This is a genomic window from Spartinivicinus marinus, from assembly GCF_026309355.1.
Lineage (GTDB): Bacteria > Pseudomonadota > Gammaproteobacteria > Pseudomonadales > Zooshikellaceae > Spartinivicinus > Spartinivicinus marinus.
Genome location: NZ_JAPJZK010000001.1, coordinates 1,390,023 through 1,416,821 on the forward strand (window position 1 = coordinate 1,390,023; position 26,799 = coordinate 1,416,821).

At 39.4% G+C, this 26,799-nt stretch carries 23 protein-coding genes; 10 read left to right on the top strand and 13 right to left on the bottom strand.

The window, feature by feature from the left end; all coding sequences use genetic code 11:
• Positions 1-45 precede the first annotated feature (45 nt).
• The 6 genes from OQE68_RS06470 to OQE68_RS06495 form a co-directional block, all read right to left on the bottom strand.
• On the bottom strand, positions 46-471 hold the full coding sequence (locus tag OQE68_RS06470; protein ID WP_180570679.1) for a hypothetical protein: 426 nt from the start codon (positions 469-471) through the stop codon (positions 46-48).
• A gap of 188 nt (positions 472-659) precedes the next feature.
• Positions 660-989, bottom strand: a complete 330-nt coding sequence (locus OQE68_RS06475) for a HEAT repeat domain-containing protein (protein WP_180570680.1) — start codon at positions 987-989, stop codon at positions 660-662.
• 176 nt (positions 990-1,165) lie between these two features.
• Positions 1,166-1,549, bottom strand: a complete 384-nt coding sequence (locus tag OQE68_RS06480; RefSeq protein WP_180570681.1) for a hypothetical protein — start codon at positions 1,547-1,549, stop codon at positions 1,166-1,168.
• On the bottom strand, positions 1,550-6,223 hold the full coding sequence (locus OQE68_RS06485) for an RHS repeat-associated core domain-containing protein (RefSeq protein ID WP_180570682.1): 4,674 nt from the start codon (positions 6,221-6,223) through the stop codon (positions 1,550-1,552).
• A gap of 51 nt (positions 6,224-6,274) precedes the next feature.
• The gene (locus OQE68_RS06490; protein WP_180570683.1) at positions 6,275-7,213 is read right to left on the bottom strand and encodes a DUF4123 domain-containing protein; all 939 of its coding nucleotides are present in this window, start codon (positions 7,211-7,213) and stop codon (positions 6,275-6,277) included.
• Positions 7,214-9,325, bottom strand: coding sequence for a type VI secretion system Vgr family protein (locus OQE68_RS06495; RefSeq protein ID WP_180570684.1), 2,112 nt, complete (start codon positions 9,323-9,325; stop codon positions 7,214-7,216).
• 334 nt (positions 9,326-9,659) lie between these two features.
• Between OQE68_RS06495 and OQE68_RS06500 the strand changes: the two genes are divergently transcribed.
• From OQE68_RS06500 to OQE68_RS06510, 3 genes are all read left to right on the top strand, one after another.
• Positions 9,660-10,022, top strand: a complete 363-nt coding sequence (locus tag OQE68_RS06500; RefSeq protein ID WP_180570685.1) for a SpoIIAA family protein — start codon at positions 9,660-9,662, stop codon at positions 10,020-10,022.
• A 103-nt stretch (positions 10,023-10,125) separates the two neighbouring features.
• Positions 10,126-11,250 (top strand): ISAs1 family transposase, encoded by a 1,125-nt coding sequence (locus OQE68_RS06505; RefSeq protein WP_219340303.1) that lies wholly within the window; start codon positions 10,126-10,128, stop codon positions 11,248-11,250.
• Between the two features lie 298 nt (positions 11,251-11,548).
• The gene (locus tag OQE68_RS06510) at positions 11,549-12,169 is read left to right on the top strand and encodes a class I SAM-dependent methyltransferase (protein ID WP_180570860.1); all 621 of its coding nucleotides are present in this window, start codon (positions 11,549-11,551) and stop codon (positions 12,167-12,169) included.
• Between the two features lie 460 nt (positions 12,170-12,629).
• On the opposite strand, the gene OQE68_RS06515 is transcribed toward OQE68_RS06510, so the two are convergent.
• Complete coding sequence (locus OQE68_RS06515; protein ID WP_180570859.1) at positions 12,630-13,037, bottom strand: hypothetical protein; 408 nt, start codon at positions 13,035-13,037, stop codon at positions 12,630-12,632.
• A gap of 267 nt (positions 13,038-13,304) precedes the next feature.
• On the opposite strand from OQE68_RS06515, the gene OQE68_RS06520 reads away from it, so the two are divergent.
• Positions 13,305-13,970 carry an OmpW family outer membrane protein gene (locus OQE68_RS06520; RefSeq protein ID WP_180570858.1) on the top strand — a complete coding sequence of 222 codons (666 nt, stop codon included), beginning with the start codon at positions 13,305-13,307 and terminating at the stop codon, positions 13,968-13,970.
• A gap of 106 nt (positions 13,971-14,076) precedes the next feature.
• On the opposite strand, the gene OQE68_RS06525 is transcribed toward OQE68_RS06520, so the two are convergent.
• Positions 14,077-14,949, bottom strand: a complete 873-nt coding sequence (locus OQE68_RS06525; protein ID WP_180570857.1) for an SDR family oxidoreductase — start codon at positions 14,947-14,949, stop codon at positions 14,077-14,079.
• Between the two features lie 391 nt (positions 14,950-15,340).
• Between OQE68_RS06525 and OQE68_RS06530 the strand changes: the two genes are divergently transcribed.
• Positions 15,341-16,897, top strand: coding sequence for an ATP-binding response regulator (locus OQE68_RS06530; RefSeq protein WP_180570856.1), 1,557 nt, complete (start codon positions 15,341-15,343; stop codon positions 16,895-16,897).
• 5 nt (positions 16,898-16,902) lie between these two features.
• Here the strand turns inward: OQE68_RS06530 and OQE68_RS06535 are convergent, their stop codons facing one another.
• Positions 16,903-17,274 carry a hypothetical protein gene (locus OQE68_RS06535; RefSeq protein ID WP_180570855.1) on the bottom strand — a complete coding sequence of 124 codons (372 nt, stop codon included), beginning with the start codon at positions 17,272-17,274 and terminating at the stop codon, positions 16,903-16,905.
• Positions 17,275-17,532: 258 nt separating this feature from the next.
• Positions 17,533-18,753: an RtcB family protein gene (locus OQE68_RS06540; RefSeq protein ID WP_180570854.1), complete on the bottom strand. Its 1,221-nt coding sequence runs from the start codon at positions 18,751-18,753 to the stop codon at positions 17,533-17,535.
• A gap of 221 nt (positions 18,754-18,974) precedes the next feature.
• Between OQE68_RS06540 and OQE68_RS06545 the strand changes: the two genes are divergently transcribed.
• The gene (locus tag OQE68_RS06545; protein ID WP_180570853.1) at positions 18,975-19,622 is read left to right on the top strand and encodes an HD domain-containing protein; all 648 of its coding nucleotides are present in this window, start codon (positions 18,975-18,977) and stop codon (positions 19,620-19,622) included.
• Positions 19,623-19,695: 73 nt separating this feature from the next.
• Here the strand turns inward: OQE68_RS06545 and OQE68_RS06550 are convergent, their stop codons facing one another.
• Positions 19,696-20,277 carry an NADPH-dependent FMN reductase gene (locus tag OQE68_RS06550; RefSeq protein ID WP_180570852.1) on the bottom strand — a complete coding sequence of 194 codons (582 nt, stop codon included), beginning with the start codon at positions 20,275-20,277 and terminating at the stop codon, positions 19,696-19,698.
• Between the two features lie 197 nt (positions 20,278-20,474).
• Here OQE68_RS06550 and OQE68_RS06555 point away from each other — a divergent pair, with 197 nt between their 5' ends.
• Complete coding sequence (locus tag OQE68_RS06555) at positions 20,475-20,846, top strand: GFA family protein (RefSeq protein ID WP_180570851.1); 372 nt, start codon at positions 20,475-20,477, stop codon at positions 20,844-20,846.
• A gap of 50 nt (positions 20,847-20,896) precedes the next feature.
• Here the strand turns inward: OQE68_RS06555 and OQE68_RS06560 are convergent, their stop codons facing one another.
• Positions 20,897-22,132, bottom strand: coding sequence for an MFS transporter (locus OQE68_RS06560; RefSeq protein ID WP_180570850.1), 1,236 nt, complete (start codon positions 22,130-22,132; stop codon positions 20,897-20,899).
• Between the two features lie 263 nt (positions 22,133-22,395).
• Here OQE68_RS06560 and OQE68_RS06565 point away from each other — a divergent pair, with 263 nt between their 5' ends.
• The 3 genes from OQE68_RS06565 to OQE68_RS06575 all read left to right on the top strand — a co-directional run bounded on the left by OQE68_RS06565 (position 22,396) and on the right by OQE68_RS06575 (position 24,801).
• A complete protein-coding gene (locus OQE68_RS06565) occupies positions 22,396-22,962 on the top strand; it encodes a hypothetical protein (protein WP_180570849.1) in 567 nt (188 codons plus the stop codon).
• A 306-nt stretch (positions 22,963-23,268) separates the two neighbouring features.
• The gene (locus OQE68_RS06570; protein ID WP_180570848.1) at positions 23,269-23,850 is read left to right on the top strand and encodes an HD domain-containing protein; all 582 of its coding nucleotides are present in this window, start codon (positions 23,269-23,271) and stop codon (positions 23,848-23,850) included.
• Positions 23,851-24,129: 279 nt separating this feature from the next.
• Positions 24,130-24,801, top strand: coding sequence for a GntR family transcriptional regulator (locus OQE68_RS06575; RefSeq protein WP_180570847.1), 672 nt, complete (start codon positions 24,130-24,132; stop codon positions 24,799-24,801).
• 186 nt (positions 24,802-24,987) lie between these two features.
• Here the strand turns inward: OQE68_RS06575 and OQE68_RS06580 are convergent, their stop codons facing one another.
• Positions 24,988-26,598 (bottom strand): RICIN domain-containing protein, encoded by a 1,611-nt coding sequence (locus OQE68_RS06580; protein ID WP_180570846.1) that lies wholly within the window; start codon positions 26,596-26,598, stop codon positions 24,988-24,990.
• Positions 26,599-26,799 lie beyond the last annotated feature (201 nt).

Here is a 26,799-nt window from a genome sequence, read left to right on the forward strand (position 1 = left end):
TTATACATAGAATCTCATGCTTATTTCCTTAATGAAAATTTTTATTTAGCTATCACTTTCTAAAAAGTTATCATAGTCACCATATTCATCAATAGCCCACCCAATTTTTCTCCAGATAAAGCCTTCTTTTTCGTTACAGGTGTAGCTAATGTAATCTCCCTTACAATTGTATATTTGTAGTCTCCTAGGGCGAGAGTAAAGCATGATATCTGCATACCCTTTAATCAACTCATCTTCAACAGTTATAACCATATTAACAGTAACTGTGATGTCTATGCTCCCTAGTATTTTTTTATTTTGATTAGCAAATACTCTTAAGGAAGAAAAGTCATCTCCAATTGAGTCAATCTCAAATTTCAATTCTACATCTATTTCTTCTTCAAGCCTGTTCACTAATAAATATGCAAAATTATGATAGTCATTTTCACTTAACTTCAATCTATTTTTAAATCCATTGAAAAATTTTCCCACAAAAAGATAGCCCTTAATACATTTTACGATCAACTTGCTTTACAGCAAGTCCAACCATCTTATAGCTTAATTTAAATAGAATATTTAAATTAAGCTACTTACCTCACCAAACATTAGGTAGCAAGCCAATAATAAATTAGCTCTCTTACTATGACCATATGCAAGTTCAGTTACAATAGAGCCTGGATTCAGTCACTTATGTCTAAATCTAGAACTGCCTGAGCATAATTTTTTACAGCATCATCCTCATCATTAACGAGTTTCGCTGAAAAAAACTTTGCTAGCTCTAAATTCTTCCACCTTAAACCTTCAAGTGCGTCATATCTAACTCCACTATCTGAATCAAACAGACCAATAATACATGCTATAGTACTAATATCACTGGTTAGTTGAGACAAAGACTCAAGTGCAACTTTTCTAACATCTTCTTCGTCGTCACTTGTCAAAGCTTTTATCAAAGATGCTTGAACCAATGTATTATTTTCTGCATATTCTGCTAGGTTTTCCGCTGCAGACATCCTTGTATACCTTCCTTCTAAATACTTAGGAACAACATCTTCTCGCAAATTTCGAGCCTGCTTTATTCCTAATAAAAGATCTACTGTAGTATCTATGTCCATTTTAATTGAATATTATAGCCAATTATTTTTTTAAATATTTTGTTCGCTTCTCATTGTATATCAATAATAATAGATTATGGATCAAGAATTAGATCCAAATTATCTTTTGTGTATACCATTTCATCAAGATCATCAACAACCATATTCCACCGTCTCATCCCTTCTCTGGCTATCTTCACTGCTAATTCCATACATTTGCCTTCTTTACCTAAAGTTAATTCATAAAAGCTGCATGGATTAGCTTTTAGTTCACTACGCCATATTGCTAATTCTTCTTCATCACTTTCCTCTAAAACAAAAGAGGCTAAGTAGTTGACCCATACAACTGCAGGTAATTCACAAATCATGCCGCTAACTTTTTGTTCATTCACATCAATCGCTGACAAGTCTTGCAAAAACTTCAACCCTTCTTCTCTAGTAATTTTATCACTACTAACTAAATATAATGATGTAGACATTTAGGGCCCTCCTTTTTTTGCTAAGTATTCATGCAGTTCATCTATAGAGTGAACTACTGTTTCGGCTCCAGCATCTAGAGTATTTTGTATTTTCTGCTTGTTGGTCATTTTAGGAGCAACAACAATTACTGGCTTATTTGATGGGTTAACTATAGGGCTTGTCAATCGCTCTTTTACTTGATTGGCTTTACTAGATCTGCCTTTAGTGGCTTCTATAATATGGTTTGGTGTTTCAATATCAATTTCACCTGCAGGCCTCGGCTCCATAGGGTGGGGGACTTCACGCCTAAAAGAAACCAGGTCATCACGTAGAGATTGTGCAACTTCGGCCTCAAATTTTGCATCTATTGCTTGTTTCTTTGGTAAAGGATCTCCTTTGCTATTCTTTCCTTGTAGTCCAAAAGCAATAGCCTCATCAAATTGACCAACTTTAACTTTAGGAGAAACATCAGGATCATCAACTCTCTTAGCTTTAGATAGTTTTGCAGCTTCTGGTGCAGTATGGCCTTGCGCTCTTAACTCTTTATAACGCTCAAAACGCTCTTTACAAACAAGTCCTATTGGATCAATCCACCCCAAAGGATTAGGTGCATACTGATAATTATTAATTCCACCTAATAAACCGATTGGATCTTGGGTAATAAATTGACCTATATAAGGGTTGTAATACCTAAATCGATTGTAGTGTAACCCCGTTTCTTCATCATGGTATTGCCCCTGAAACCGCAGGTTATTTTCAACTAGCGCTTCTTCTTTTAATGCTAAGGCGCCATAGGCTTTATATCGGCCAGACCACACTAACTCCCCTTGGATGCTGGTCATTTCTTGGGGGGTACCTAGATGATCAAGGTGGTAGTAAAAGGTTTTACCATTGATGATTTGCGCTAATGGCTTAAAACTGTCTGGTTCATAAATATACAGCTTTTGCTGTTTGGGGCGTACTTCACTTAACAGGACATCGCCATTCCAATAGAACTGTACTTCTCCTTGTGGAGTGGTTTTACTGATTCGACGACCTAAGGCATCGTATTTATACTCAAATTCACCTTTTGGGTTTTTGACTTTAACCAGTTGGTTTTGGGCATTGTATATATAGTCGGTAACGAGTCGTCCTTCTCTTCCCCGTTTTTCTTTAACCAAATTACCACGGCTGTCGTATTCAAAATGGCGATCACCAAAGAATGCTAACCGGTTTCCTGTGGCTTGCTGTTGACTGGTTAGAGTTGGTAGCTCAGGTTCTGAGCTGTCTTTTTTAGCCAGTAGATTGCTTGCAGGGTCAAAGGCAAACTGCTCATTGATAAAACCTTGAACTTGGGTTAATCGATCCAGTGCATCGTAATAAAAACGGGTGGTCCCTTTTTTCAGGTCACTGATTAAATTCAGATTACCACTTTGATCATAACCGTATTGTCGCTGTATCAGTGGCTGTTGCTGCCCTTTGCTTAATACTCGGTGCTTTTGTAATCGTCCTATGGGATCATATTGAAACTCACTTAGGATATCACCCTGCAAGCGGGCAATTTCCCGCCCGGCCTGGTCTCGCTTTAATTGACTGATTGGGCTACCGTCTAACGCTATTTCGGTATACAACTGCTGGTGATTATATTTAAACTCTAGTTTTTGCCCGTTCGGTAAAATCGTTTCTACCCGGTTACCTAATGCATCACAACGGTGCTTTAATTCTATATTATCTTGCTTTTCCAGGGTTAAATGGCCCTGACTATTATACTCAAAGGCGAGTTCACGATGAGGGTTTTGCGCCGCGATTAAACGGCCACAGCCGTCATATTGAAAGCGAGTGGTTTCACCGTCAGCAGTCACTTTACTGATTAACTGCCCAAGCTTATTACGAGTAAACTGAGTTATTAATCCAGTTTGGCTTTGTTGCTGAGTGGCTTGCTCTGTATTTTGACTAGTAGGCGTTTTAGAAGCGGTTAATGGCCCATCAATACTGGAAATTAAGTGCCCTGCCGAATCATACTGATAATGCTGTTCTCTACCATCAAAGCCAACTTCAGCAATTAGCTGCTCATTTTTATCATAAGCCAGACGGTAAATTTCAGCCTTTTCATTTTTTAGGCCAATTAAATTACGCTCTTTATCATAAAAATATTCTAATGCCTGGCCAGCTGGGTCTATCCGCTTTCTAACTTGGGATAAGCCATCATATTGATATTGGGTAACTCGACCAGTGCCATCAACATAACGGGTCAACTGCCCGGCTTCGTTATACTCAAACTGCTGTACTTGTCCATCAGGCTGGCTGATTTTACTAACTAAACCTAGAGCGTTATATTCATATTGGGTAACCGCTTTGTTATGATCCTGACTGGCTACAATTTGGCCTTGAGGGTTATAGGCATATTTTTGGCTATTACCCGCATGATCTTTTTCAGCGATTAACTCCCCATGAGAATCCCACAACAGCAGCCGTACTTGCCCTAAAGCATTGGTGATTTTGCTAGGTAAGCCTTGCTCGGTATATTCAATTTGGGTTTCATTTCCCTCGGGGTCTACTCGTTTGGTGAGTAACCCTGATCGATTATATTCTCGATGCCAGCTATTGCCTATAGGATCAGTAACCGCTGTCACTCGTCCAGCTTCATCATACTTCAGTTGGTGCTGGTTACCCTCAGCATCCATGACACAGACAAGCAGCCCCTGTTCGTTATATTGGTATTCAGTAACAGCTCCATTGGGATCAGTGGAACTGATTTTTCTACCATGTTCGTCATATTGGTAAAGGGTTTCGCCACCTTCTGGGTCTATTTCCTTATCAACCAGGCCACGCTCATTGTAATAAATAGTACGCACACATCCATTACTATCAGTACAAGTGGTGATTTTGTTTTCGTCATCCCAACTAAAGCGATAATCATAAATACCATTATCTCCCCATTGGTGGATACAACGGCCATTAATATTGTACTGGTCCCACTCAAAATAAAAACTAAAGCCAGTTTTTAAAATACGACGGGTAATAACATGGTTTTTATAGGCAAACTGCTCTTTATTACCTGCTTGATCGACAACAGCTATTAATTCATCTGCCTGATTATATTCATAGCGAACCAAAGTGTGACGATGGCTAATTTTCCCTTCCGCATCATAACGCAACTCTTCTAATTGAGTGAGCAACCTTCCTTGATATTGACATGTTACCGTGCGTCCCCAGTTACTTTTCAGGCTAGTTAGATAACCATTTTCATAATGGCATTGCCAAACGTTATTGGCTGCATCTTCTAGTCGATACAAACGGGCAGTTTGATTCGATTTTTTAAATAGTTTATCCGGCTGATCAGGTGCCGATAATCGATAAACATCTTCTGTTTCCCAAGTCAGCGTCAGCTGTTCTGCGGTATTTTCTGAATACTGACCTGGCTCGCGTATCACTGGCAGGCTGATAACCCGACCTTCATGGTTAAATAAACTAATTTCCCATTCTGAAAAGCTTAAGTATTCACTGAGTGGGTAGGTCCAGCCATGACCTAACCCAGTGTTACGTATATGCCCTGTTCGATAAGTTCGGTGCCACTCTAAAGGTAACGGAGTATCAATAACAAAGTCCTGCTGGGTTAGCAGTTCTTCCCCTGTTACTAAACTGATAGGGTCACCTCCTTTACAGACTTTGCTATCAGTTGGACACACTTTGTCATTATCAAGCTGACCTGTTTTTTTAGTGGTGCCAGATTTAGGGTTATTTTCTACAATATGATCATTTTTTGCTTTAGTAACACCATGATACTTTTTACGCTGCTTTATTTTTTTCAAGGCTTTGGCTAATTTCTGCAAGGTAGAAATAGCTTTTTTACCATAGCTGCCTAATTTAGAGGCTATATTGGTCGCCATAGCGACACCACCTGCTCCCCCTGAAACCGCCGCTAAAACAATGCCTACCACTATGTCAAAAATTGCACCACTTGCCATTCGGGTTTTATCCACGGCTGGCAAAGCCTCCCAATAACGACCGGGGAAGTCGCGTAAATAACCCAGGGTTTCTGAGTCATCCAGGATAGCTATGAGTAATTCTTTGATTTCCACCGCATCGGCAAGAACTTCATTACCTTCATCTCGTGCCGTATTTAATTTACGCTCTAATTTATCAATATCACCCGTTGCAATGGCATTGAGAATATCAAAATATTCCATTTGCGCTTTACGCAGCACGTCGGCTGCAAAGGTAGCCATATCCCAAATACCCGTGATTGAATCACCCACCCCTTCAAAGGCAGCACCGGTATAAATCAGCCCTTGTTTCCACCAGGCCTCTTTATCTAGCGCTTCATCCATATAAAGCTTTTTGGCTTCTTGTTCTTTAATAATGCCGTCCAGGGCTGCCACAAATTCTGTTCGTAATTTCTCTGCTTCAGCTTCGTCTGGGTCTTCACCGTAAATGACTTCAACTTTACCGGGCGGAATATTTTCTTCTCGTGCGTTGCCTTTATCATCCAAGGTGCCAGACGCCACTTCATTACCATCCACCAGCACTCTATAAGGGGCTTTAGCCGCTGGCGTGTGATCGTGGTCTTTATAGCAGTAACTTAACGCTAACCAATGGTTATTTTTACTGCATTTAATAGTCGAATTGGGCTCACCTTTAGACAGGCTTTTGCCATTATCCACCATAGACTCAATAAAATTGGCATTAGGCATAAATGACGACAGGTCAGACATAACTATTTATTTCCTTATCAGCCAGCAAGCTATTATGGCGTAATAGTAAACTTATTCACTAACAGGTGTTGCAAACCAGCCAGAGGCGTTATAACGCCCATACACTTGTTGCCATTTATCTGCAGGCACTGCCATTAAGTTATCTATTAATTGGTTATCATTTTGATGTTCTTGATAAGCCGAAAAATAAGCAGTCAGCGCATTATCTTGATAAAAAGTTGGCCCCATCGAAAACATGAATATGACCCATTGAGTCATAGCGTATTCAGACTTCATTCCCTGTTGTTGCGCTACTTTAATGGCTTGATCAATCAGTAAATCAATTAATTCAGGATGATACTCAGCCAATACTTGTGGATAATAATCGTACAAGTGATAACGTGTATTAGCAAAAAGGACTTTATCTGATGCTTTATTTAACTGAGCCAACTGGTCTTTGCTTAACATCAACCATTCAGGCGCAATGCTCATTTGGTTGTGTGGCTGTGGGTTAAGAATAGCTTGCCATTCGTCCACCACCGGTAACCAACAACAACCGATGGGTTTTAGTAAATCGACCAAGGCTTCTGCCTGCCATTGTTGCTGCCATGGCCACCAGCGACTAAGTACTCTGGGATCAAATAACCGGAAGTTGACCTTTTTGCCATCTGGTAATGTCACTTGCAACATACTACGCAAGTGTGCCAATACTGTTTCCATATCAAAACCGCTGGCAATAGGCCAAAACACACCTTCATTGGCAGGTAACTGAAATAGCCACTGCCAAAACGGGTGCTGCATATCCAGGGGTAACTCTATAATTAATGGTTGAATATCACTGGATAAGTCAGCACCATTAGGTAAAAACTGCTGATAGTCACACTCACCCGCCAACTCAAAAAACTTGGCTGGTAATTGTGGATGCCCAGCGCTATCAAAAACAATATAACAACGTTCTGTCGGGTAGTCTGAAAAATAATTGGATAACTGCTGTATTAATGACTTTGTCATTTATTCATCCCCGCCCTGTTCAGCCGCCTGCTCACATTGCTCACAAAAAGCAGCATCATTGTTACGGCCTTTATTCAACTGCCCTGAACATAATGTAGGAAAATTTAATTTATCCATTTGAGAAGGTACTGCGGTTAATGCTGCTGTCACTTTACCCGCAATATCAGTAGCAGCCTGCACCGCTGCCATTGCAACCGCAGGTGAGATAGCTGAACCACTACTTGCCGAACCACCACTATTTAACCGAACCAAAGGGCCTTGTACTTTTATTCCATCACTACCCAGCGTAATAAATGTGCCCCCTACTTTTAAGGTAGCTTGACTACCCGCCTCAATAATAATTTTCATCCCACTTTTTAAGTGGGCTTCTTGGCCAGCCTGTTCTAAATGTGCGGTAGCGGTGGTTAATTGATAATTATTACCCACCGTTTGGTGTTGTGATTGAGCCGTTTGCAGGTATTTTGCCATATCAATCACCACATGTTGTTCTGATTTTATTTGCTCATAACGGGCTGCTTGGGTAATTAAATGTCGGTTGCGTTTTACTTGTTCTCGCTGCTCATTTTTGACATGCAAATCCAGCTCTTTCTCTGCATGGATAAAAACCTGCTCTTGGCCTTTTTTATCCTCAAAGCGAATTTCATTAAAACCTTCACCCCCAAGGCTACTTTGGCTTTTTAAAGTGGTACGTGTTTTATTTATGGGTAATTTGTACGGAGTACGTTGTAATTTATTGTATAGTCTACCAACAACAATCGGTTGACTGGGATTACTATTAATAAAATCCAACATTATCTCTTGGCCCACTCGGGGCAAAACTAAACTTCCCCACTGAGAGCCAGTCCAGTTTTGGACTACCCTGATCCAACAAGAGCTATTTTCATTTAATTGCCCTTGTCGATCCCATTGATACTGTACTTTTATTTGGCCATGAGCGTTTGTATAAACTTCTTCTCCCCCAGGGCCTGTGACAACAGCCGTTTGAATCCCTTTTGGTTGATGGGCTATTTGGTTAGACTCTTCATCAGCTTGGCTACGAAATGGTATTTCACTTGGTAATGCAACAAAACGATTATTATATTGACTACCTTTTCCATTCGCTTCTTCCTCTAAGGATTGCGGCTGCCTGCCAATATGCTCAACTTTAACCAGCAAATAATCCTGATTTAATTTTTTTACTGGATGTTGCTGCACTATTATCCGATGACCTGCCGTTAATCGCGCAGCATTTGCCTGCCCAGTAACTTCCCGTTGAGCTGCTTGCAATGCTTGCAATTGTAACTTAGCACGGCTCTCACCATTGGCTGGTAGGTCATACTCACCTGGATAGTGATAATATTCTAATGCCTGTTGCTGTTTTTTTGCCTGATTCACAGCCAGATTTAGCCCAGGTTGTTCAAAATTAAAGTCCTGTAAAACAACTTTGCCCACTCCCGTTTTGTGTTTAAAAGATAACCGGTAAAGTGTATCTTGTTCTGGCACCATGCCTGAAACAGGGTAATAATCCAGCGCTTTACTTAATTGAGGAAAAGCAGGCTTATTATCACCTATGATTAATTTATGGCCATCGACTTCATGTTCAAAATGAAAGTGCATGCCTTCTTCACGTATTAAACGACAGATAAACTGATAGTCAGTTTCCTGATGTTGGACGCAATATACACGCGGCGAATAATTAGCTGTCAACCTAAACAGATAGTGCTGGCCTGATATCTGTGCAGTTTCAAACACTTGCTTAATAATATCTGGTACCGTTAAATTCTGAAAAACAAGACTATTAGTACGATGCTGCAAATACCATATTTTGGGTACAAGTCTTATTTTATAAGTATGGAATTTTCTACCAATTTCTTGTTGCTGAAAGAGACAAATTTCACCATGCACTAAACGTGAGTCGCTTTCCCCTGGGCTAGCTTCGCCCTGAATGGTCAACACTGCAGCTTGTTTGATAAAAGCCGCTGTATCCAGGTTAGGATTTTCTGAAGCCACGACAACATCAAACTGATAAGCTTCCGATAACGCTTCAGTTCCCTTAAACCCAATAACCCTTAATGGTTCTTGACTCCCTGAAACTTCAATCGTAAAACGACTTCGATTAGCTGCAAGTACCATATTTTATTGTTCCTTCATAAACTTAGGGATTGTGTTGCTCTCAAACATTATTGGCTGCTAATACGTCAATTGTAACGAACAATCAGGTTCATTGTAGCGGCGAGTCATCATCTCCTGACGTACCACACATTTCGTAATTCCACATGATTTTACGATAATACCCAAGAGTTGGCATAGGCTACAGCTTTTAAACAAAACTGCCACAGACTGTTCATTAAACAAACAATTCGGACTATACTATTCAAGGCGAAAGGCGCACCGGAGCACTTTATTGCACATTCTGAATAACATTAGCGGTTTAGCTCATTTAGACTCTCCAACACAAGGTCACAATATGCTTGAACTCATTCCCGACCTACCAGATAACCTGGTTGGAGTAATCGCTAAAGGTAAAGTTACTGGCCACAATTATGACGCCATTTTAATCCCCATTATTGAAGATAAAATAAACAGCCATGGCAAAGTAAGATTGTTGTATCAATTAGGAGAAGAGTTTGAGGGATTTGACCTACAAGCGCTTTGGGATGATGCCAAACTGGGAGTAAAGCATTTTAAGGCATGGGAAAAAGTAGCCATTGTTACTAATTTAAAATGGATTCGTCATGCTGTACAAATGATTGGTTTCTTAATTCCAGGTGAATATAAAATTTTTGAAAATCATCAGTTTAATGAAGCAAAAGCCTGGGTATGTAGCTAATTATCACTTTTCTCAAACGGGCTTTATGTACAGGGCAATTGCATATAAAAATACAACAAAATCAGTATAATAGAATAAAAAGCAACTGATATAGAGTGCAACATTGGTAAAAAATAGTACAGTTTTAGATCATTTTGAACAGTTAGATGATCCTCGAATGGAACGCCGTCGTCGTCATAAGCTCATTGATATTATTACTATTACGATTTGTGCTGCTTTATGCGGGGCAGATGACTGGGTCGCTATTGAGCGATTTGGTAACGCCAAAGAAGCATGGTTTAAGAGCTTTCTAGAGCTACCCAACGGAATACCCTCTCATGATACCTTTGGTCGTTTTTTCTCACGCCTTTGCCCTACATCGTTTCAAAGCTGCTTCATCCAATGGGTTCAGTCAATCACTGATAGCTTACCTGGCAAGTTGGTAGCCATTGATGGTAAAACGCTTAGACGATCATTTACTGAACCTGATAAGAAGAATGCTATTCACTTGGTTAATGCATGGTCAATAGAAAATAAGTTAGTGTTAGGTCAACTTAAGACTGATATAAAATCCAATGAAATTACCGCCATTCCTGAACTATTAGAAGCGATAGCGGTTAAAGGTGCTGTTGTATCAATAGATGCGATGGGGTGTCATAAAGCCATTGCTAAAAAAATTCGTGAAAAAGGGGCTCATTACTTGTTGGCAGTTAAAAATAACCAGCGTCGCTTATATTCTGCTATTCAAGAACAACTGTATTCTAAAAAAGCCAAAGTGTATCAACGTCCAGCTATTGACTTTCATTCTTCAGAAAAAGAACAGCATGGCCGTCATGAGATACGACGCTGCTGGGTTTATCACTCAGTGGCTAAACTACCTATAGCAACAGAGTGGATCGATTTAGCTGCTGTCATTAGGGTTGAGACAGAACGTACCTTGCAAGGCAAAAAATCAAAAGAACAACGCTATTATATTTCTAGCCAGCCCTTATCAGCAAAAGCTGTCAGTGAAATGATTCAACATCATTGGCAAATTGAGAACAGCCTACATTGGAGTTTGGATGTTGCATTTAGGGAAGATGATAGTCGAATTCGTATAGGTCATTCAGCAGAAAACATGTCTAGGATTAGGCAAATAGCCCTTAATATTCTTAAACAAGATGACACTTATAAAATTGGTATAAAAAATAAGAGGCTTTCTGCTGGTTGGGATCATGAGTATTTAATGAAGTTAATTTGCTCCGTGTAAATTTATATGCGATTGCCCTGGCTTTATGTAGTTTAACAAATCAAACAATATAGACTCAAATAGCGAAATAATTAGTTAACTTGTTGTTAATATTCATACTCACTATGAATTATACTCATAAAATAAACCTAGCTATTTGATCACAACATATTTCCATATCTATCAGTTAGACTGCTTAACGACAATAAAAATCACATTGCAATTCTTAACTTTTCATTACTTGCTGCCTGATTCTTGGGAGCTCGTTTTTCTTGTAGTTGTGCCAAATCTTATAACCACTGGATAGGACTATATTAATATGTCTGCAAATCAAGTTAGGGCACCCGCCCCTCTTTTTGCTAGGCGGCTAAGCCCTCATGAAGCCAATGCCCTAAAACTATGTAACCAGTTGCTAAAACCCATTAGCCCATTTAAAAATGGGCTTGAGTTTAGTAATGGTGATGAATGGTTTGGACAAGGTTTAATTCAAAATGGAATAACTGACGATGTAGCAATGTTACGATGGCGTCAACACCCTCCGGTTAGTCGTAATGCTATTTTATACAATGGCCGAATGGCGCCTTTACCCAGTCAGTCCTTTGAATTAACTTGTGCAATTGATGTTCTTCACCATTCTCGCGATCCCAAAGAAACCCTTCGTGATTTATTACGACTCACTAAACAGTATTGTTTGATTAAAGACTATACCTACAGTCATTTACCCAGCTGGTTTTTAGTCGCGCTGGAAGATATGCGTGGTAATCGAAAACTACAAACCAACAGCACCCTACATTATCAGCACAAATGGGAGTGGTTAAAGGTTTTTGATAAGGCTGGCTTTACCCTTGTTGAGCTAAAACATCCTGTAGGCTGTGATGGATGGCCTAAAAGGATATTTACTAAGCGCGTTCAATTCATTGGCTTATGGGAGCGCAAATAAGCCAGATATTGTTTCCTAATACTTTAAAGTAGTTACTAAATAATATAAGGGGCGGCAGTAATGTTTTATGACCGCCTCACAAATAGCCATTGTGTCAGTTACAATTCGAGGTGGTTGTATAAGTTGATTCCTTTCCTATATTTACTTTGAAACACATTAGTAAAATAAGTAGTACATTATTATGCCAACTGCCGAACTTACTGAGCTTCAGCAAACGATTAAAGTTCTCATCAACTAAATATCTACAAAGAAGTAACTCACACAATCGAAACTGACTTATCGACAATTAATCATTTAGCCAAAGAAGGCAATTTAAGAGCAGATGAAACTGAGCAAACCAGCTCATCACTATCTGAGTTAATTAGTGATATTCACGGCATTATCAATCAGTTCCAGATAAGCAATCGCAATAAAGAAACTACTGTCGCCAAATAAGCTAATGCCCTCTGTAAAGAGAATATCATCCGTGCCAGTGAAACTTTAAATAACTACTCTGTCCTGGACCAGCAATCGTTTCAAGCTGAATAAAGTGGCTATGCTTAAGACGCATCATGGTTCGTTTTATCTCAACATCTTCTGCCCCACTGTCAGCAAGAAAGTCAATTAATTGGTAATTAGTGACCGTTCCCTGTTGTTTAATAAAATCTAATGACTTTTCAAAGAAGTTCGCTGGTTTGCTCCCTTTGTTGTCACTGACCACATCAAGCTTCACTGGCCGATCGACCGATTCCTGAGGTTGCTCTGAAAAGGTATTATCGTCTTGCACTCCACGACTTAACTCAGCAATCAATACTTTTAAATCATCAGTCGCTTCTATTGATAAATCCACTGATAAGTCACCAATTTTTCCTGTTATTTTAATTGCCATATAAATCCACTTAGCTTCTCAGTGAAGTACATCAAAAGGTATGTATTATAACATAGCCTTACTGGTAATTTAGATCATCTACTGTTCACCGGGGAAATTCTTGCTTTTTTTCGCTACCGAAAAACTCATACCTAATAAGTAAAACTACCTAATTTCCTTATCTTTTATCTGGCTATTGATATAACTCAATATTGTTACATTGTTCCCTGATTAGTATTCCAGCCAACGCTTTGTTGCTGTAGATAAGGAATAATGAGGTCATTTTTTATGCGTACACCAATTGCTGTATTTGCAACCGCTGCTTTAAGTTTAGCTCTTAGCCAGGCTGCAATGGCTTACCAGGAAGGGGATTTTATTGTTCGAGCCGGTGCAGCAACAGTTGATCCAAATGAGGATAGCAGTAATGTTAAAGCTGGTGGAGCAGATACAGGTTGGACTGCCGGCGTTGATAGTAATACCCAATTAGGCCTAACTGGTACTTATATGATCACTGACCATATTGGTATTGGTTTATTAGCCGCAACACCTTTTGAGCATACCCTGGATTTAAAAAATAGTCCTGATAATGGCTCTTTAGCAGATATAAAACACTTACCCCCTACTTTAACTGTGCAATATTATTTTAATGACACTAAGGCTAACTTACAGCCATATGTGGGTGCAGGGGTAAACTATACCACTTTCTTTGATGAGAAATTTACTAGTAAACATAAGTCACAAGGTTACAACAGTTTAGAACTTGAAGATTCCTGGGGGATAGCCTTTGAAGCAGGAATAGATTATCAATTAACCGATAATCTGCTAGTTAATGCCAGTGTCTGGTATATCGATATTGATACTGAGGCTAATTTCAAAGTTGGGAATACTAAAGCCAAAGTGGATGTTGAGTTAGACCCATGGGTTTATATGGTGGGGCTAGGGTATAAGTTTTAGGGTGTTTGGTCACTAAGGCATGGATGCCTTTTTAGTTCTTGAGGGTCCATGGATGGCCCTTCAAGAACGGTGAACAAATACCCTATTGCTCCATACTCTCCCCCCACTACACATAAAACCCTTTCACTATTTTCGCAATCGCCGGTCGCCAGGCCTTAGCATGAATACCAAACGTATCTCGGATTTTGTTAACCGCTAACCGGGCATTTAAGTGGTGGGGTAAATAATCTAGCTGACCACACTCTTTCACTAACAACTTATCCGATGGTAATTCGTCATAATGAAGTGCGTCATTAAGTAACACTTCAGCAAATTTACTTTCTGCCACAGGCTCTACCCCACCATAATGATAGGTACCAAAAACCTCTGCCTCACAATCCAGCTGATAAAGAATCGCTATAATTACTGCCGCTATATCCGCAGCAGGGGTTGGATTACCCAAGCGGTCAGAGGCTACCCACACTTCTTGATTTTGCTTTAACTGTGACAAGATAGTATGGACCAGATTATATCGTCTAGCGCTCACAACCCAGCCCAAACGTAGAATAATATGATCTGGGCAACGCTCTCTAACCAGCTGCTCCCCCTGCCACAAACTGCCAGCCAAAACCCCTTGAGGATTAGCAGCATCTTTTTCTGTATAAGGCTCTGCCTTAGCACCATCAAAGACCAGATAAGACGATAAATGTATTAATGTAGCTTGGTGCTTTTTACAAATATTTGCCATTTCAGCTACAGCATCGCGATTAATTGCGAAACACTTTGAAGGCTCTGACTCCGCCTTCATCAAATCCCGATAACCTACCGCATTAACAACCATGGTTGGTTGATAACTCTTAACTAGCTCAGCGACTTTTTTGCTGTGAGTAATATCCAAGACATCATGGCTAGGTGCTTTAAAAACGATGCCATGTTCAGTTAATTGTTGACACAGCTCATGACCCACCTGGCCTGAGCCACCAAACACTAATACTTTCATAAATCAACTTAAATTATCCTGAAGCAACTTATTATGGGCTTACCAGTTAATGCTAACCATCACCTATCTGTCAACTATCCAACAGCTGGTGTACTTCACACACCTTCAGCTAGTATGCGGTTCACATTACCCCCAACTGTTTATTACCACTGCCAAACAATTATAACCGCAAAAATAAGACAACAACGATATTCATTGCGCCAACAGCATTAAATGATGCATGGCTATAACCCCTTTGGCTACAGCCTTCGCTAGCACCCCCAAGAGGTTAAAAGTGCACCTATTGACAGAAGATGGCAAACATTTTAGCCGAGAATAGGTTGCAGAGTTCCTCAATCATGAAGCACAATCAAGCTATCTAGCCAAAGAATTATAGGAATGATGGCTTTTTATGATTGCAACTAACCCAGATAGTGTGCATGCAGAGCAAGATATCGCTGAAGATAAAATTTTGTTGGTTGATGATAATCCCACCAACTTACAGCTATTATTACAAACCTTGAATGGCCGGGGCTACAAACTTCTTGTAGCTAAAAACGGTGAAAGCGCACTTAAAATTGCTCAAAAAAACAAACCAGCATTAATTTTACTAGACATCATGATGCCTGGCATTGATGGCTATGAAGTTTGCCGACAACTTAAGGCCAGTGCTGACACCAATGGCATAACCGTTATTTTTCTATCTGCTCTCGATGAAACCAAAGATAAAGTCAAAGGGCTTAATCTAGGTGCAGTTGACTTCATCTCTAAGCCATTTCAACCAGAGGAAGTACTGGCCCGAGTTGCTACTCAACTTAAAATTCACCGACTCGAGCGCGCGCTCTCGGAAAGAAACAAGCAACTAGAAGCTGATAATCAACGCATTCTGGAAGCCATGACGGAAGGGATTTTTGGCCTGGATCAAAAAGGTTGTATCACTTTTGTGAATGCGGCAGCGAACCGGATGACAGGGTTTAGTGAAGATGACTTGATAGGAAAAGAGCTCATCAACATTCTGCTTAAACCAAACGACCCTGAAACTGTGCCTATCTTAAAGACCTTGCAAGATGGTTCAGAGCAGCACATAGAAGAAGATGTGTTCTGGCACCACAATGGTCATCACTTCCCAGTCACATACTCAGTTACACCAATCAATACTGATCACCACCCTTCTGGTGCTGTTGTGGTCTTTAAAGACATTACTGAGCGCAAGCAAAATGAAGAGGCGCTGCAAAAGGCACTGGATGAATTACAAGAGCAAAAAGAACGTCTGACTCATGTTTCCCGGTTAAGCACTATGGGAGAAATGGCCGCTGGATTTGCCCATGAAGTAAACCAACCATTAACTGCCATTTGTAACTATGCCCAGGTATGTAACCGGATGATTCAGCGTGACCCTTTAAATAAGGAGTCACTTTCTGAAGCCCTGGAAAAAATCGGTACCCAAGCCAGGCGGGCAGGCGATATTATCGCGCGCATCCGCAGCTTTGTGAAAAAACCTGCTCACTGCCTTGAGAAAGTCGACTGCAATAAATTAATCAGTGATGTAGTTAAATTAGCAGAAGTAGATGCCCGCAATAACAATATGGAAATTCACCTGGATCTTGCTGATGAATTACCACTCATTGAGGCTGACCCAGTGCAAATACAACAGGTTGCCCTTAATTTGATTCGTAATGGTATGGAAGCAATGGGAGACCGGGAAACCCGTGATATTGGAGTTTGGGTTAAAACAGAGCTTGATAAAAACCATCAGTTTGTCAAAGTATCTGTTATTGACCGTGGCCACGGGCTAACAGAAGACGCTGCTGATAAACTATTTCACCCCTTCTTTACCACAAAAAGCTATGGTATGGGGATTGGCCTTTCCGTTTGTGAGTCGATTATATCGACCCACGGCGGTAAGTTGCGATTTGAAAATAACCCTGAAGGCGGCGCTATTTTTTATTTTACCGTCCCCACAGTTTAAACCTGTTATTTTATGCCTAAGGTACTGGGTTTAACAGGCTTCATTAGCTGGTCTACCTCTACATATTTAATATAATGTAGCTGTTGTAGACTGCTAATGGTGTCTTCAAGCTCAGCCTCATTTGAGGCCGCCACACAAATAATTAACCCTTTCTCTTGAAATGGACGAATAATTTGCAACTGCTGTTGCCCAACCATACCTGCGACATAATCTAATGTTTGCGGGCTTTGGCGATCTTGCAGCGTTTTAAACATAACAATCAACCGAGCAGATGCTTGGCTGGATAGCGTACAATTATGCCCCGCGATAGCTTGCCCCACTGACATTTGAATAGCGATAAATACGAATCCAACTGAAAAGATTATTTTGCGCAACATGGGCTATTTCCTTATAAAGGGCACCTCTAACAATAGAGGCATCTATAAAACAATTGATGCATAAGCAGTCCTGATTATTTCACAAGAAAAAGTGACAGCCAATGCAACAACTATTATCGCCTAACGCCCACCTAACACCTAGATGTATCAATATATTTACAGGTATTGTAAGCAAGATATCTTTTTCCTAAAAAAAGATATTTTATAAGCAGATATCGCTAAAAAGGCTATTTTTCCCAATGAACTATTCTTTTAATACTAGCCTTTAACACACACTACTTGCTTTAAGGTATGGACGATTTCCACTAAATCTTGCTGAGCCTTCATTACCTTCTCAATGGGTTTATAAGCAGCTGGGGTTTCATCAATCACGTCCTTATCTTTACGACACTCAACACCTTTGGTTGCTGCTTCATGCTCTTCCATTGTCACTAGTTTTTTGGCCTTAGTTCGCGACATAACACGCCCTGCGCCATGACTACAGCTATGAAAACTTTCTGGGTTACCCAACCCTCTTACGATGAAGGATTTTGCCCCCATACTGCCAGGAATAATACCAAACTGCCCATCTTTAGCAGAAACAGCACCTTTTCGAGTCACTAGTACATCCTTACCATAGTGATGCTCTCTAGAGACATAGTTATGGTGACAATTAACAGCCATCATCTCTGCTGAAAACGGTCGCTGTAGCGCTTGTTGAACTGCGTGAATCACTCTCTTCATCATCACTTGACGGTTAGTAAACGCATATTGCTGTGCCCATTCAACAGCTGCTATATATTGCTCAAATGACTCACTGCCTTCTGATAAATAGGCCAAATCCCTATCAGGCAAATGAATATGCCAACGCTCCATTTCTTGCTTGGCTTTTTCAATAAAATAGGTACCAATTCGATTACCAACGCCTCTAGAGCCACTATGCAACATAAACCATACGCTATCAGCCTCATCTAAACACACCTCAATAAAGTGGTTACCTGTACCCAACGTGCCTAAATGATTAATGTTATTAGTTTGTTGCAATACGTGATGTTGCTCAGCCAATAGTTCAAACGGTTTTTTTAATGGCTGCCAGGCATGGATAACATCACTTGGTATTTCTCCCCAGGCACCTTTATCTCTGCCTTTTCTGGCTCGCGCTGATCGTCCATGGGGTACAGCTACTTCAATTGCATGTCGAATGCCGTATAAATTATCAGGCAAGTCAGCTGCAACCAAACTGGTTTTAACAGCCATCATTCCACAGCCAATGTCAACACCAACCGCTGCGGGAATAACAGCTCCAAACGTAGGTACTACACTACCAATGGTCGCGCCTTTACCTAAATGAACATCAGGCATTACCGCCACCCATTTATGAATAAAGGGCAGGCTGGCAATATTATGTAACTGTTGTTTAGCCGCGTCTTCAAAAGGTAAGCCACAGGTCCATGCCTTGATGGGAGACTGACCTTTTTGATGAATAACTTCGTATGACATAATAAACTTCCAATAACCGAGATAATTTCTTGTCAGCTAATTGCCGGTTGCTACTTATTTAAACTGACTTACAACACTTTAAAATTATGTATAGCACTGACCATGCCAACAATCATACAAAGATCTAAGCCATTGATTTCATTTAATTTATGGTATTTACCCTATACACCTTCTCTTACAAATATATCTATATAGATATACGATTATCCATAAAGATACAGATGAATAACAATTTACTTGACAACTATTGGCTCAGCTACATTCAACCCTCTCATGCCAAACACACCTTAGTTGTAAAACAAATACTCAAAAAGCTAGCCAGGCAATATCGCCAACCTTGGCGGTATTATCATACGCTTAATCATATTGAGCAGATGCTGTTACTCTTTCAACAGTATGAGTCATCTATTAGCTCGCCACCAACAGTATTTTTTTCTATCTGTTTTCATGATTATTACTATTTACCTTGGCGGAAAAACAACGAAAAACGCAGTGCCACAAAAGCCATAAAAGAACTGCACAAACTTCATTTAGGCTCACTTAGCCATGATGTAGAGCAAATAATTTTAGCGACAGAAAAACACCTACCAATAGCAGACCAGTTTTCCACGAATAAAACAGACGCTGAATTATTATTAGATTTTGACTTAGCAATATTGGGCAGCCAATGGAAAAACTATCTACACTATTGCCAACAAATAAGAAAGGAGTATTGGTTTGTCCCCAAAAACAAATACCAAACTGGTCGCAAAAAAATATTAACGGCTTTTTTAAAACGAGAACAGTTGTATTTTAGTGAGCCGTTTTTCACTCAATTAGAACAACAAGCTAGAAAGAATATTCAGCGAGAAATTCAGTTATTAAGTTAAACAAGCTCAAGGGTAACTCTAATAATGCTTTATCCAGTCACGAATTAAAGCATTATTCAAAACAAGCAGCCTATTAATCTTTTAATTTTTTAACCATCTCAACTACATTACGCCCCAGTTTCAGCGCTGTTTCCTGATGCACATTATTAACCAAGCCACCTTGGTCATCAAATGCCTCATACGCCTTGCTTAACGCTAATTGTTTCGGTAAAGTAATACAGCCCAGTCCATCCAAAATAAAGCGTACATTCGGTAATGCTCTAATACCGCCCAGCCCACCAGGTGATGCACTCATTAAACTCACCACTTTCCCTTGAAAAGAAGCCAGTGCTGGCTCACCAGAAGATGGTCGAGACAACCAATCAATCAGGTTTTTTAGCGCTGCTGACAACCCACCATTATATTCTGGACTGGCTAACAAAAAGCCATCACTCTCAGCAAACAGTTGGTGAAGTTTTTTAGCATTTTCTGGGGCACCATTCGCTTGCTCATCGTCTTGATTTAAAATGGGTAGTGGATAATCCACTAAATCAATAAAAGTAACCTCGGCACCGGCCTGCTCAGCTCCTTTTGCCGCCACTTGAACCAGCTTTTTATTAACTGACTCTTTCCGCAAACTACCAGCAAAGGCGAGTAACTTGGGTTTGCTTGCCATTGTATTTCCCCCTTAATTTTAACTACTGCTTAGTTGTACTGATTTTTCTATAAAAGTATCTGCGAATGAAAGAAACGTCAACTACTATGACTAACACTTAATCAGCATTTAGAAATCATTCGTGAAAGTATAATTGTCACCTTGTTACCATATGTTGTATGTTTTAATAATGGAATAAAAAAATAAGTGGAGTAAAAATGGAAATAAAAACAGGCACCTGTCACTGCGGTAAAGTAGCATTTCAGGTTGAACTAGACAATGGGCTTGAAGAACTTAGACGATGCAACTGCTCACTATGCAGCCGTAAAGGCGCCATTATAGCCAGCGTGCCTCTTGATAAATTAACTGTTACCAAAGGCGCAGATAACCTCAGCCTTTATCAGTGGAATACAAATACAGCCAAACATTATTTCTGTAAAACCTGTGGTATTTACACTCATCACCAGCGTCGCAGTAACCCGGCACTATATGGTGTTAATGTTGCGTGTTTGGAAGGAGTTAATCCTTTCGATTTAAAAGATATAGCCACTGCTAATGGTGCTAGCCAGTCTCTGGTAGAAGAAGCTTAAAACTACAAACAACCCGCCTGCTTTATACCTCTGGCGGGTCTTATTTTCCTTCACTCTGAAGAAGATTTAATCCTTAATAACAAAAATGAACTTATAACTAAAAGTATTGCACAAACAACCCAAACCAGGGTAATACTATATTGTTCTGCAATAAAACCAAAAATTGATGAAGATAGAACACTACCGCCTGTTAATAATAATGAGTATACAGAAAGTGCCGCTGATCGATGATTGTTATCAGTATTGGTACTAATAATTACCCTTGCCGAACTAACCCCCAAGGTAAATAAGAAAAAGAACAATAAATAAAATCCAGCAAAGCTGGTTAAGCTACTTGCAAAAGCTAACAACAGCAACACTAATGCTGCAAAGAATCGGCTACCAAATAATAAAAACCGATGAGACTGTTTTAAAAGCTTGAGCAATAGTGGCGCTACTAATGCAGACACTCCAGCAACAATAAAGTATCCACTGGATACAACACCAAAAACCCAAACACTATCTTGACCTTCAGTTAAAACACTTTTTAACTGAGGCTGCCAAAATGTTTCTATCGTAGATAAGGTAATACCATAAAAAATAGTGGCAAATGAGAGCCACTTTATTACATCATGACTTAAGCAAAATTTAAGCGCGCCTAATGAACGGTTTGCAACTGTTTCTTTAACTGTTTGAACTTCTTTCACTGTTTCTTCAATAAAAATAAACGTAAATACAAGTAACAGACCATTGAAAATAATATTGGTTAGCAAAATGACGTCATATTCACTCTGAAAATTAAATGCACTTTGTAATAATTCCCATTCAGGCAAAATACCGCCAGACAATGAGCCAATTGCCAAACCAGCAGTCACAGCAAACACAACATAAGAGGTAGATTGATGAAAATCCATTTCACCTTCTGCTTTAGTAAATGCATCATAAAACCAGGCATCCAAAGTGCCAGAATACATGGCCCTCGCCAATCCTAATAAAGCAACACCTAATAAGATTGACAGAAAACCATTCGCGATCAATACGACACCAATGCCAATACTATTCATTACTAATGAAAGTTGATATACCAGTTTTCTACCATATTGATCTGCAACTCCACCTAGTGGTAACTCAAAAATAGCTGTACTACCAATCCAAACAGCCATTATTATGCCTATATCACTTAAGCTTAATTCTCTGGTTTGAAAAAGTAATACAATGACAGGCAGAATCAGCCCAAAGGCAGCCCAATGCAAAAGTTGGTGAGTACAATATATCGCTGTTATGTTTTTCTTGGTATGTTGCTTCATTACTAACCTACTACGCTTTATCTAATAAATTGTAAATTCAGCGAATAATACCCGTTTATTGACAGCTAACAACAGTACTGTATCAATCAAACTTTTTTAGAGGCACCTTTCAGTTAATTGAGCTTTTTATAACTACTATTATAAACACCCACTGCTAGACAAAGGTATTATTTACTATTTGGTTTTGGCTCAGTTACCTTTCCCTGGTTTTATACAACCACCGATTGCTTTCCATCATTTTACTGCTGCTAAGGAATAAGCTCATGCCCAAGTTAAAGTTGTTACTAACAACCTTTTTTTCTTGTTTGTTAGTAATACCATTTTATACAGCACAAGCAGGTCTTATTACGCCAGATTCTGCTACTGCATCAGGAATGACATTTGCCATAGGCTCAGCTAATGGTTTTATTGATGGCAATACCAGCAGCCAAGTATATGTCAATCCTTATAAAACAGGTGCTTATATTGAATTTAGTTTTTCAAACTATTATCTGAGTGATTCGATTCGTCTATATAATGACTATTCAGTCAACGACGATAGTATCATTAAATTTAATTTAGCGTTTTATAACGACTCTAGCCTGGTTGCATTAGAAAAAGATCTATTATCTCCCACAGCTGTGGCTACTCATGATATTGCTTACTCAACCACCGCTGGGCCATTTAATCGAGTGAGGTTATTTCCTACAGAGACTCAACTACCTAATCGCTTTCAGGTAAGAGAAATACAATTTAGTGCAACAGAAGCAATCGCTATTTCAGAGCCACCACTAAGCTTATTAATGTTCATGGGGTTAATACCATTTATGCAAAGAAGGCTTTTTAGCTAATGTTAACTACTCAAGGCAGCAGGTGTCCCCTGTCTGCCTAAAAGGCACCTCTAATAATTATTGATCAAGCTAAAAACGGCTAATAGAAAAATACCTTCCTCTTCCTCAGCAAGCATTCACATCAAATTGTCGACAGAATACTGTTTGACAATAAATCATATACAGGTATGATGACCGTTAGGCTGCAATAAGTACTTTCTTAGCAATACAACAACAAACAAATGAAAAAAAAGAAGAAGAAAGACCAAGAGCAGCAAGAGAGCTAAGCAAAGAAAACAAATAATAGAATAAAAAGAAGGAGTCACCATGAAAACCGTTAGCTTTACATGCTTAAATGATAGCACCCGTGAAGAGTTTGAATACCTGGACAGCTTAGAAGAAAGATTTCGAGCAGGTTTGCCTGATCGAATAATAGAAGCACTCAAACGACTGGAATTCACCTTAGGTGGCTACCCTATTAATCGTCTTGAACACTCCTTACAGTCAGCAACGCGGGCACTTAACAATGGTGAGTCAGAAGAGATGATAATGGCTGCACTGGTTCATGATATAGGTGACGACTTGGCTCCTTGGTCTCATAGCGAAATGGCAGCAGCAATCCTCCGCCCATTCGTATCTGACAAAACCTATTGGATAATTAAGCATCACGGCGTGTTTCAACTTCACTATTATGCTCACCATTGTGGTGGAAATCCTAATGCTCGTGATGCTTTTAGAGGCTCACCATGGTTCGAAGACTGTGTTCATTTTTGTGAGGAGTATGATCAAAATTGCTTTGATCCTAACTACAACTGGAGATCCCTATCTTTCTTTGAGCCAATGATTCACCGCTTTTTTACCAACCCCAAAACCGCTGATCATGAATATACCGCTCGTTATGGCAGTTAGTTAATCACCAAGAGACTTAGTAAGTTCTTACTCCTTGCTATCTAGCAGTGCTAGGTAGCCAATTATTAGCTACTCCTCAAGGAAAACATTTAACATACCCTTTTTACCTGCAAACTATTTTTTCTGCGCTATAGCTTATACAATTCTTCTTAAGATAATTGACAGCTATCCTAATGGCCCTGTAAGTACTTACAATAACAAGTATTGTATAAAGCATTTTTAAAGGGCTCCTCTAATAATTGTTTATGGCCTCAGCTTTCATATAGACCAGGTTATTGAATGATGTTTTCAAAACAAAGCCTTGAAGAACAAGCAGTTGAGTATTTAAGAGAAAAAATTCTTTCTGGTAGTTATCCAACTGGCGAAAAGCTTGTGGAGAGTAATCTTGCGAAAGATTTAGAATTATCTCGAACAACGATCAGGATGGCTCTTAACACCCTAGCAAATGAAGGGTTAGTCATTCAAAAACCATATGCTGGCTGGAGAGTTGCGTCTTTTACTGAGCACGACCTTTGGGAGATATACCACTTAAGAGTTGCTTTGGAAAGCCAAGCAGCCGAAATGCTCGCAGAGCAAATAACAGAAGAAAAAAGTAGTCAACTTAAAAGCTTTTTTGAAAAATATACTCATTTGTGCAAAACACAGCCAGATAACCTTGAAGAAATTTGCATGCATGACCTAAAACTGCATCAGCTTATTGTATCGCTAACTGGCAGCCAACGACTGATACGTATCTATAACAGCGTTTTGAATCAGCTGTTAATCTTTATCCGAATGACCCATCTAGATTTCGATGCCAAAGAAAGCGCAAATACTCACATTGAATTAATTAAAGCCATTTGTGAAGGCAATACTCACTTGGCAGGCAAACTAGCCAAAGAAAACGTCACTATTTTTACAGGGCTGGGTAAAAAATTACGACTCAATATGGATCCCTGTGGGCTAGATTAATAGGTGATTGGGGTGACAGTTGAATGCTCCTGCATAAACTGCATTCCCACCATCCTTGGTGGTCAAAAAAGAAGATTACAAAACCTAAAAATGATTAGCGACGGTTATATTTGAGTTTGTAATCTGTAATTTTAAAATGCGAAAAGGCCATTCATTGAATGACCTTTTTATTTCAGGTTTAGCCTACTATTTACACTGTGGCTTTTGATGCATCACTTCAGTGAATGCTTCAAACAGGTCTTTACCAACAGGCTTGGTATGTTTATAAAAAGTAGGATTAATTCCTAAACCATAGCTTCTATAACTTTTCCAAAACTCTGAAAACTTAAATTCATTGGTCACATGCTTTATCAGCATTTGATCAAAGGCTTGTAAAGATTGGTTAAGTTTATATTGATCAGCACCGTGAGTTTTTAGGTCTAATAAATACTGTTTAACATCATGTACACTTGACTCTCTGGAATGTTGCTTTGGTTTAGTGCTTCCGTAGATGCCTTTTAATGAGCAAACAAAAGGCTCAACTTGGGATGAGTCAATTAATGTTTTGGACTTTTGAGTCGATCCATTCGGGACTGATGGACCTGTTTGGTTAGCATAACGAATATCAACTACTCTTTTCAATCGCTCTTCTGCAATCTCTCTAAGACTCATGGAAGAATTAAATGCTTCAGGGTACAGCTCTTCAGGAATATCAGTAACAGCCTTAATATTTCCTTTCATTCCGCCTGAAGTATATTGTGAAGCTAAAATATAATTTGCATATGGATAGAAATTACTAATATTTTCCCAAAATGACTCATTACATAAAGTTGCCAAATCGAGTAATTCTATTTTATTACCACTTTTTTCTATGATGTAATTAAATAGTTCCCTTGCATCTTCAGGGTAGAGTCGACGTTCAAATAAACTACCTAAACCAACACCACCATGCCCATGAACCATTAAACTGAAACGCAGACTTTTATTAGGATGGTTTTTTCTTTCTTTGCTAACAACCTTACCAATATAATTTTTAAAAAATTTCAATAAATCAGTACTATGTTGCTTTGGCTGTTGTTCACCTCGCATGTCATGAACACTAATAAAGCGTTGTTGACTTAATACATTTTCTTGATGATATGAGGCATCTTCTTGTTTCAAGCCCTCCTTAAGGTTACCCAAATCATAGCCTTCTGCTATGTCAGGGTAGATAGTTGCATTGTAAAGCTTAAAGTTGCCTTTTTCTCTAAGTGTACTTTGTCTTGCCCAGCCTCGATTATTGTATTCTCCCCACACATTCACAGATATCATGATGTGGCGAACATCATCAGCTTGAGTAGGCTTCTGAGGTTTTGTTGTGGTTGTTGGCTTCTCTGACTTAACCCACTCCCATTGTTGGTTTGAGCCACCGTGAAACTGCCATGTTCCAATCACTTGGCGATCAGCATAATAATCAAGAACCATGTATGGGTTACTTTGATTGTGTATGCTGTTCCCTGACCAACGCCAGCGCTGATACATTTCATTATTACACTGGGCAATGTAAGCGGTTTTGTTATAGGTGACATTACGACCTACTTCTAAGCACTTATCAGGTGCGTTCTTAGGATGAAGTCGCCCCTGACTATCCATCAACCATTGTTGATTAACACCACCATGACAACTAAATGGAGTAACAGGGGTTTTATCAGCTACTCCAGCGTTAAAGACATCAAGGCAGAGCCCGCTACCTGACTTTAGTTGCTGATATTCTTCAGCGTTCACAGCTGAAATCGATAAACCAAGTATGGTAAGAGATAGCAGGTGGCTAGCTTTCATTGTTGATTCCTTGCCTTAAATTGATTGTTTGAATAAATTTGAGTGAGCAAATTTTATACAGACCTTAAAAGTAAAAATGTGAGCAAGATTCATTAGGCGACAACTTAAAGCAACACTGATTAAAAAAATGAACTCATACAGCTGCTATTTTGATAACATTATTTCGAAAGGCTATATACAAATCGTTTTATACAAACTATT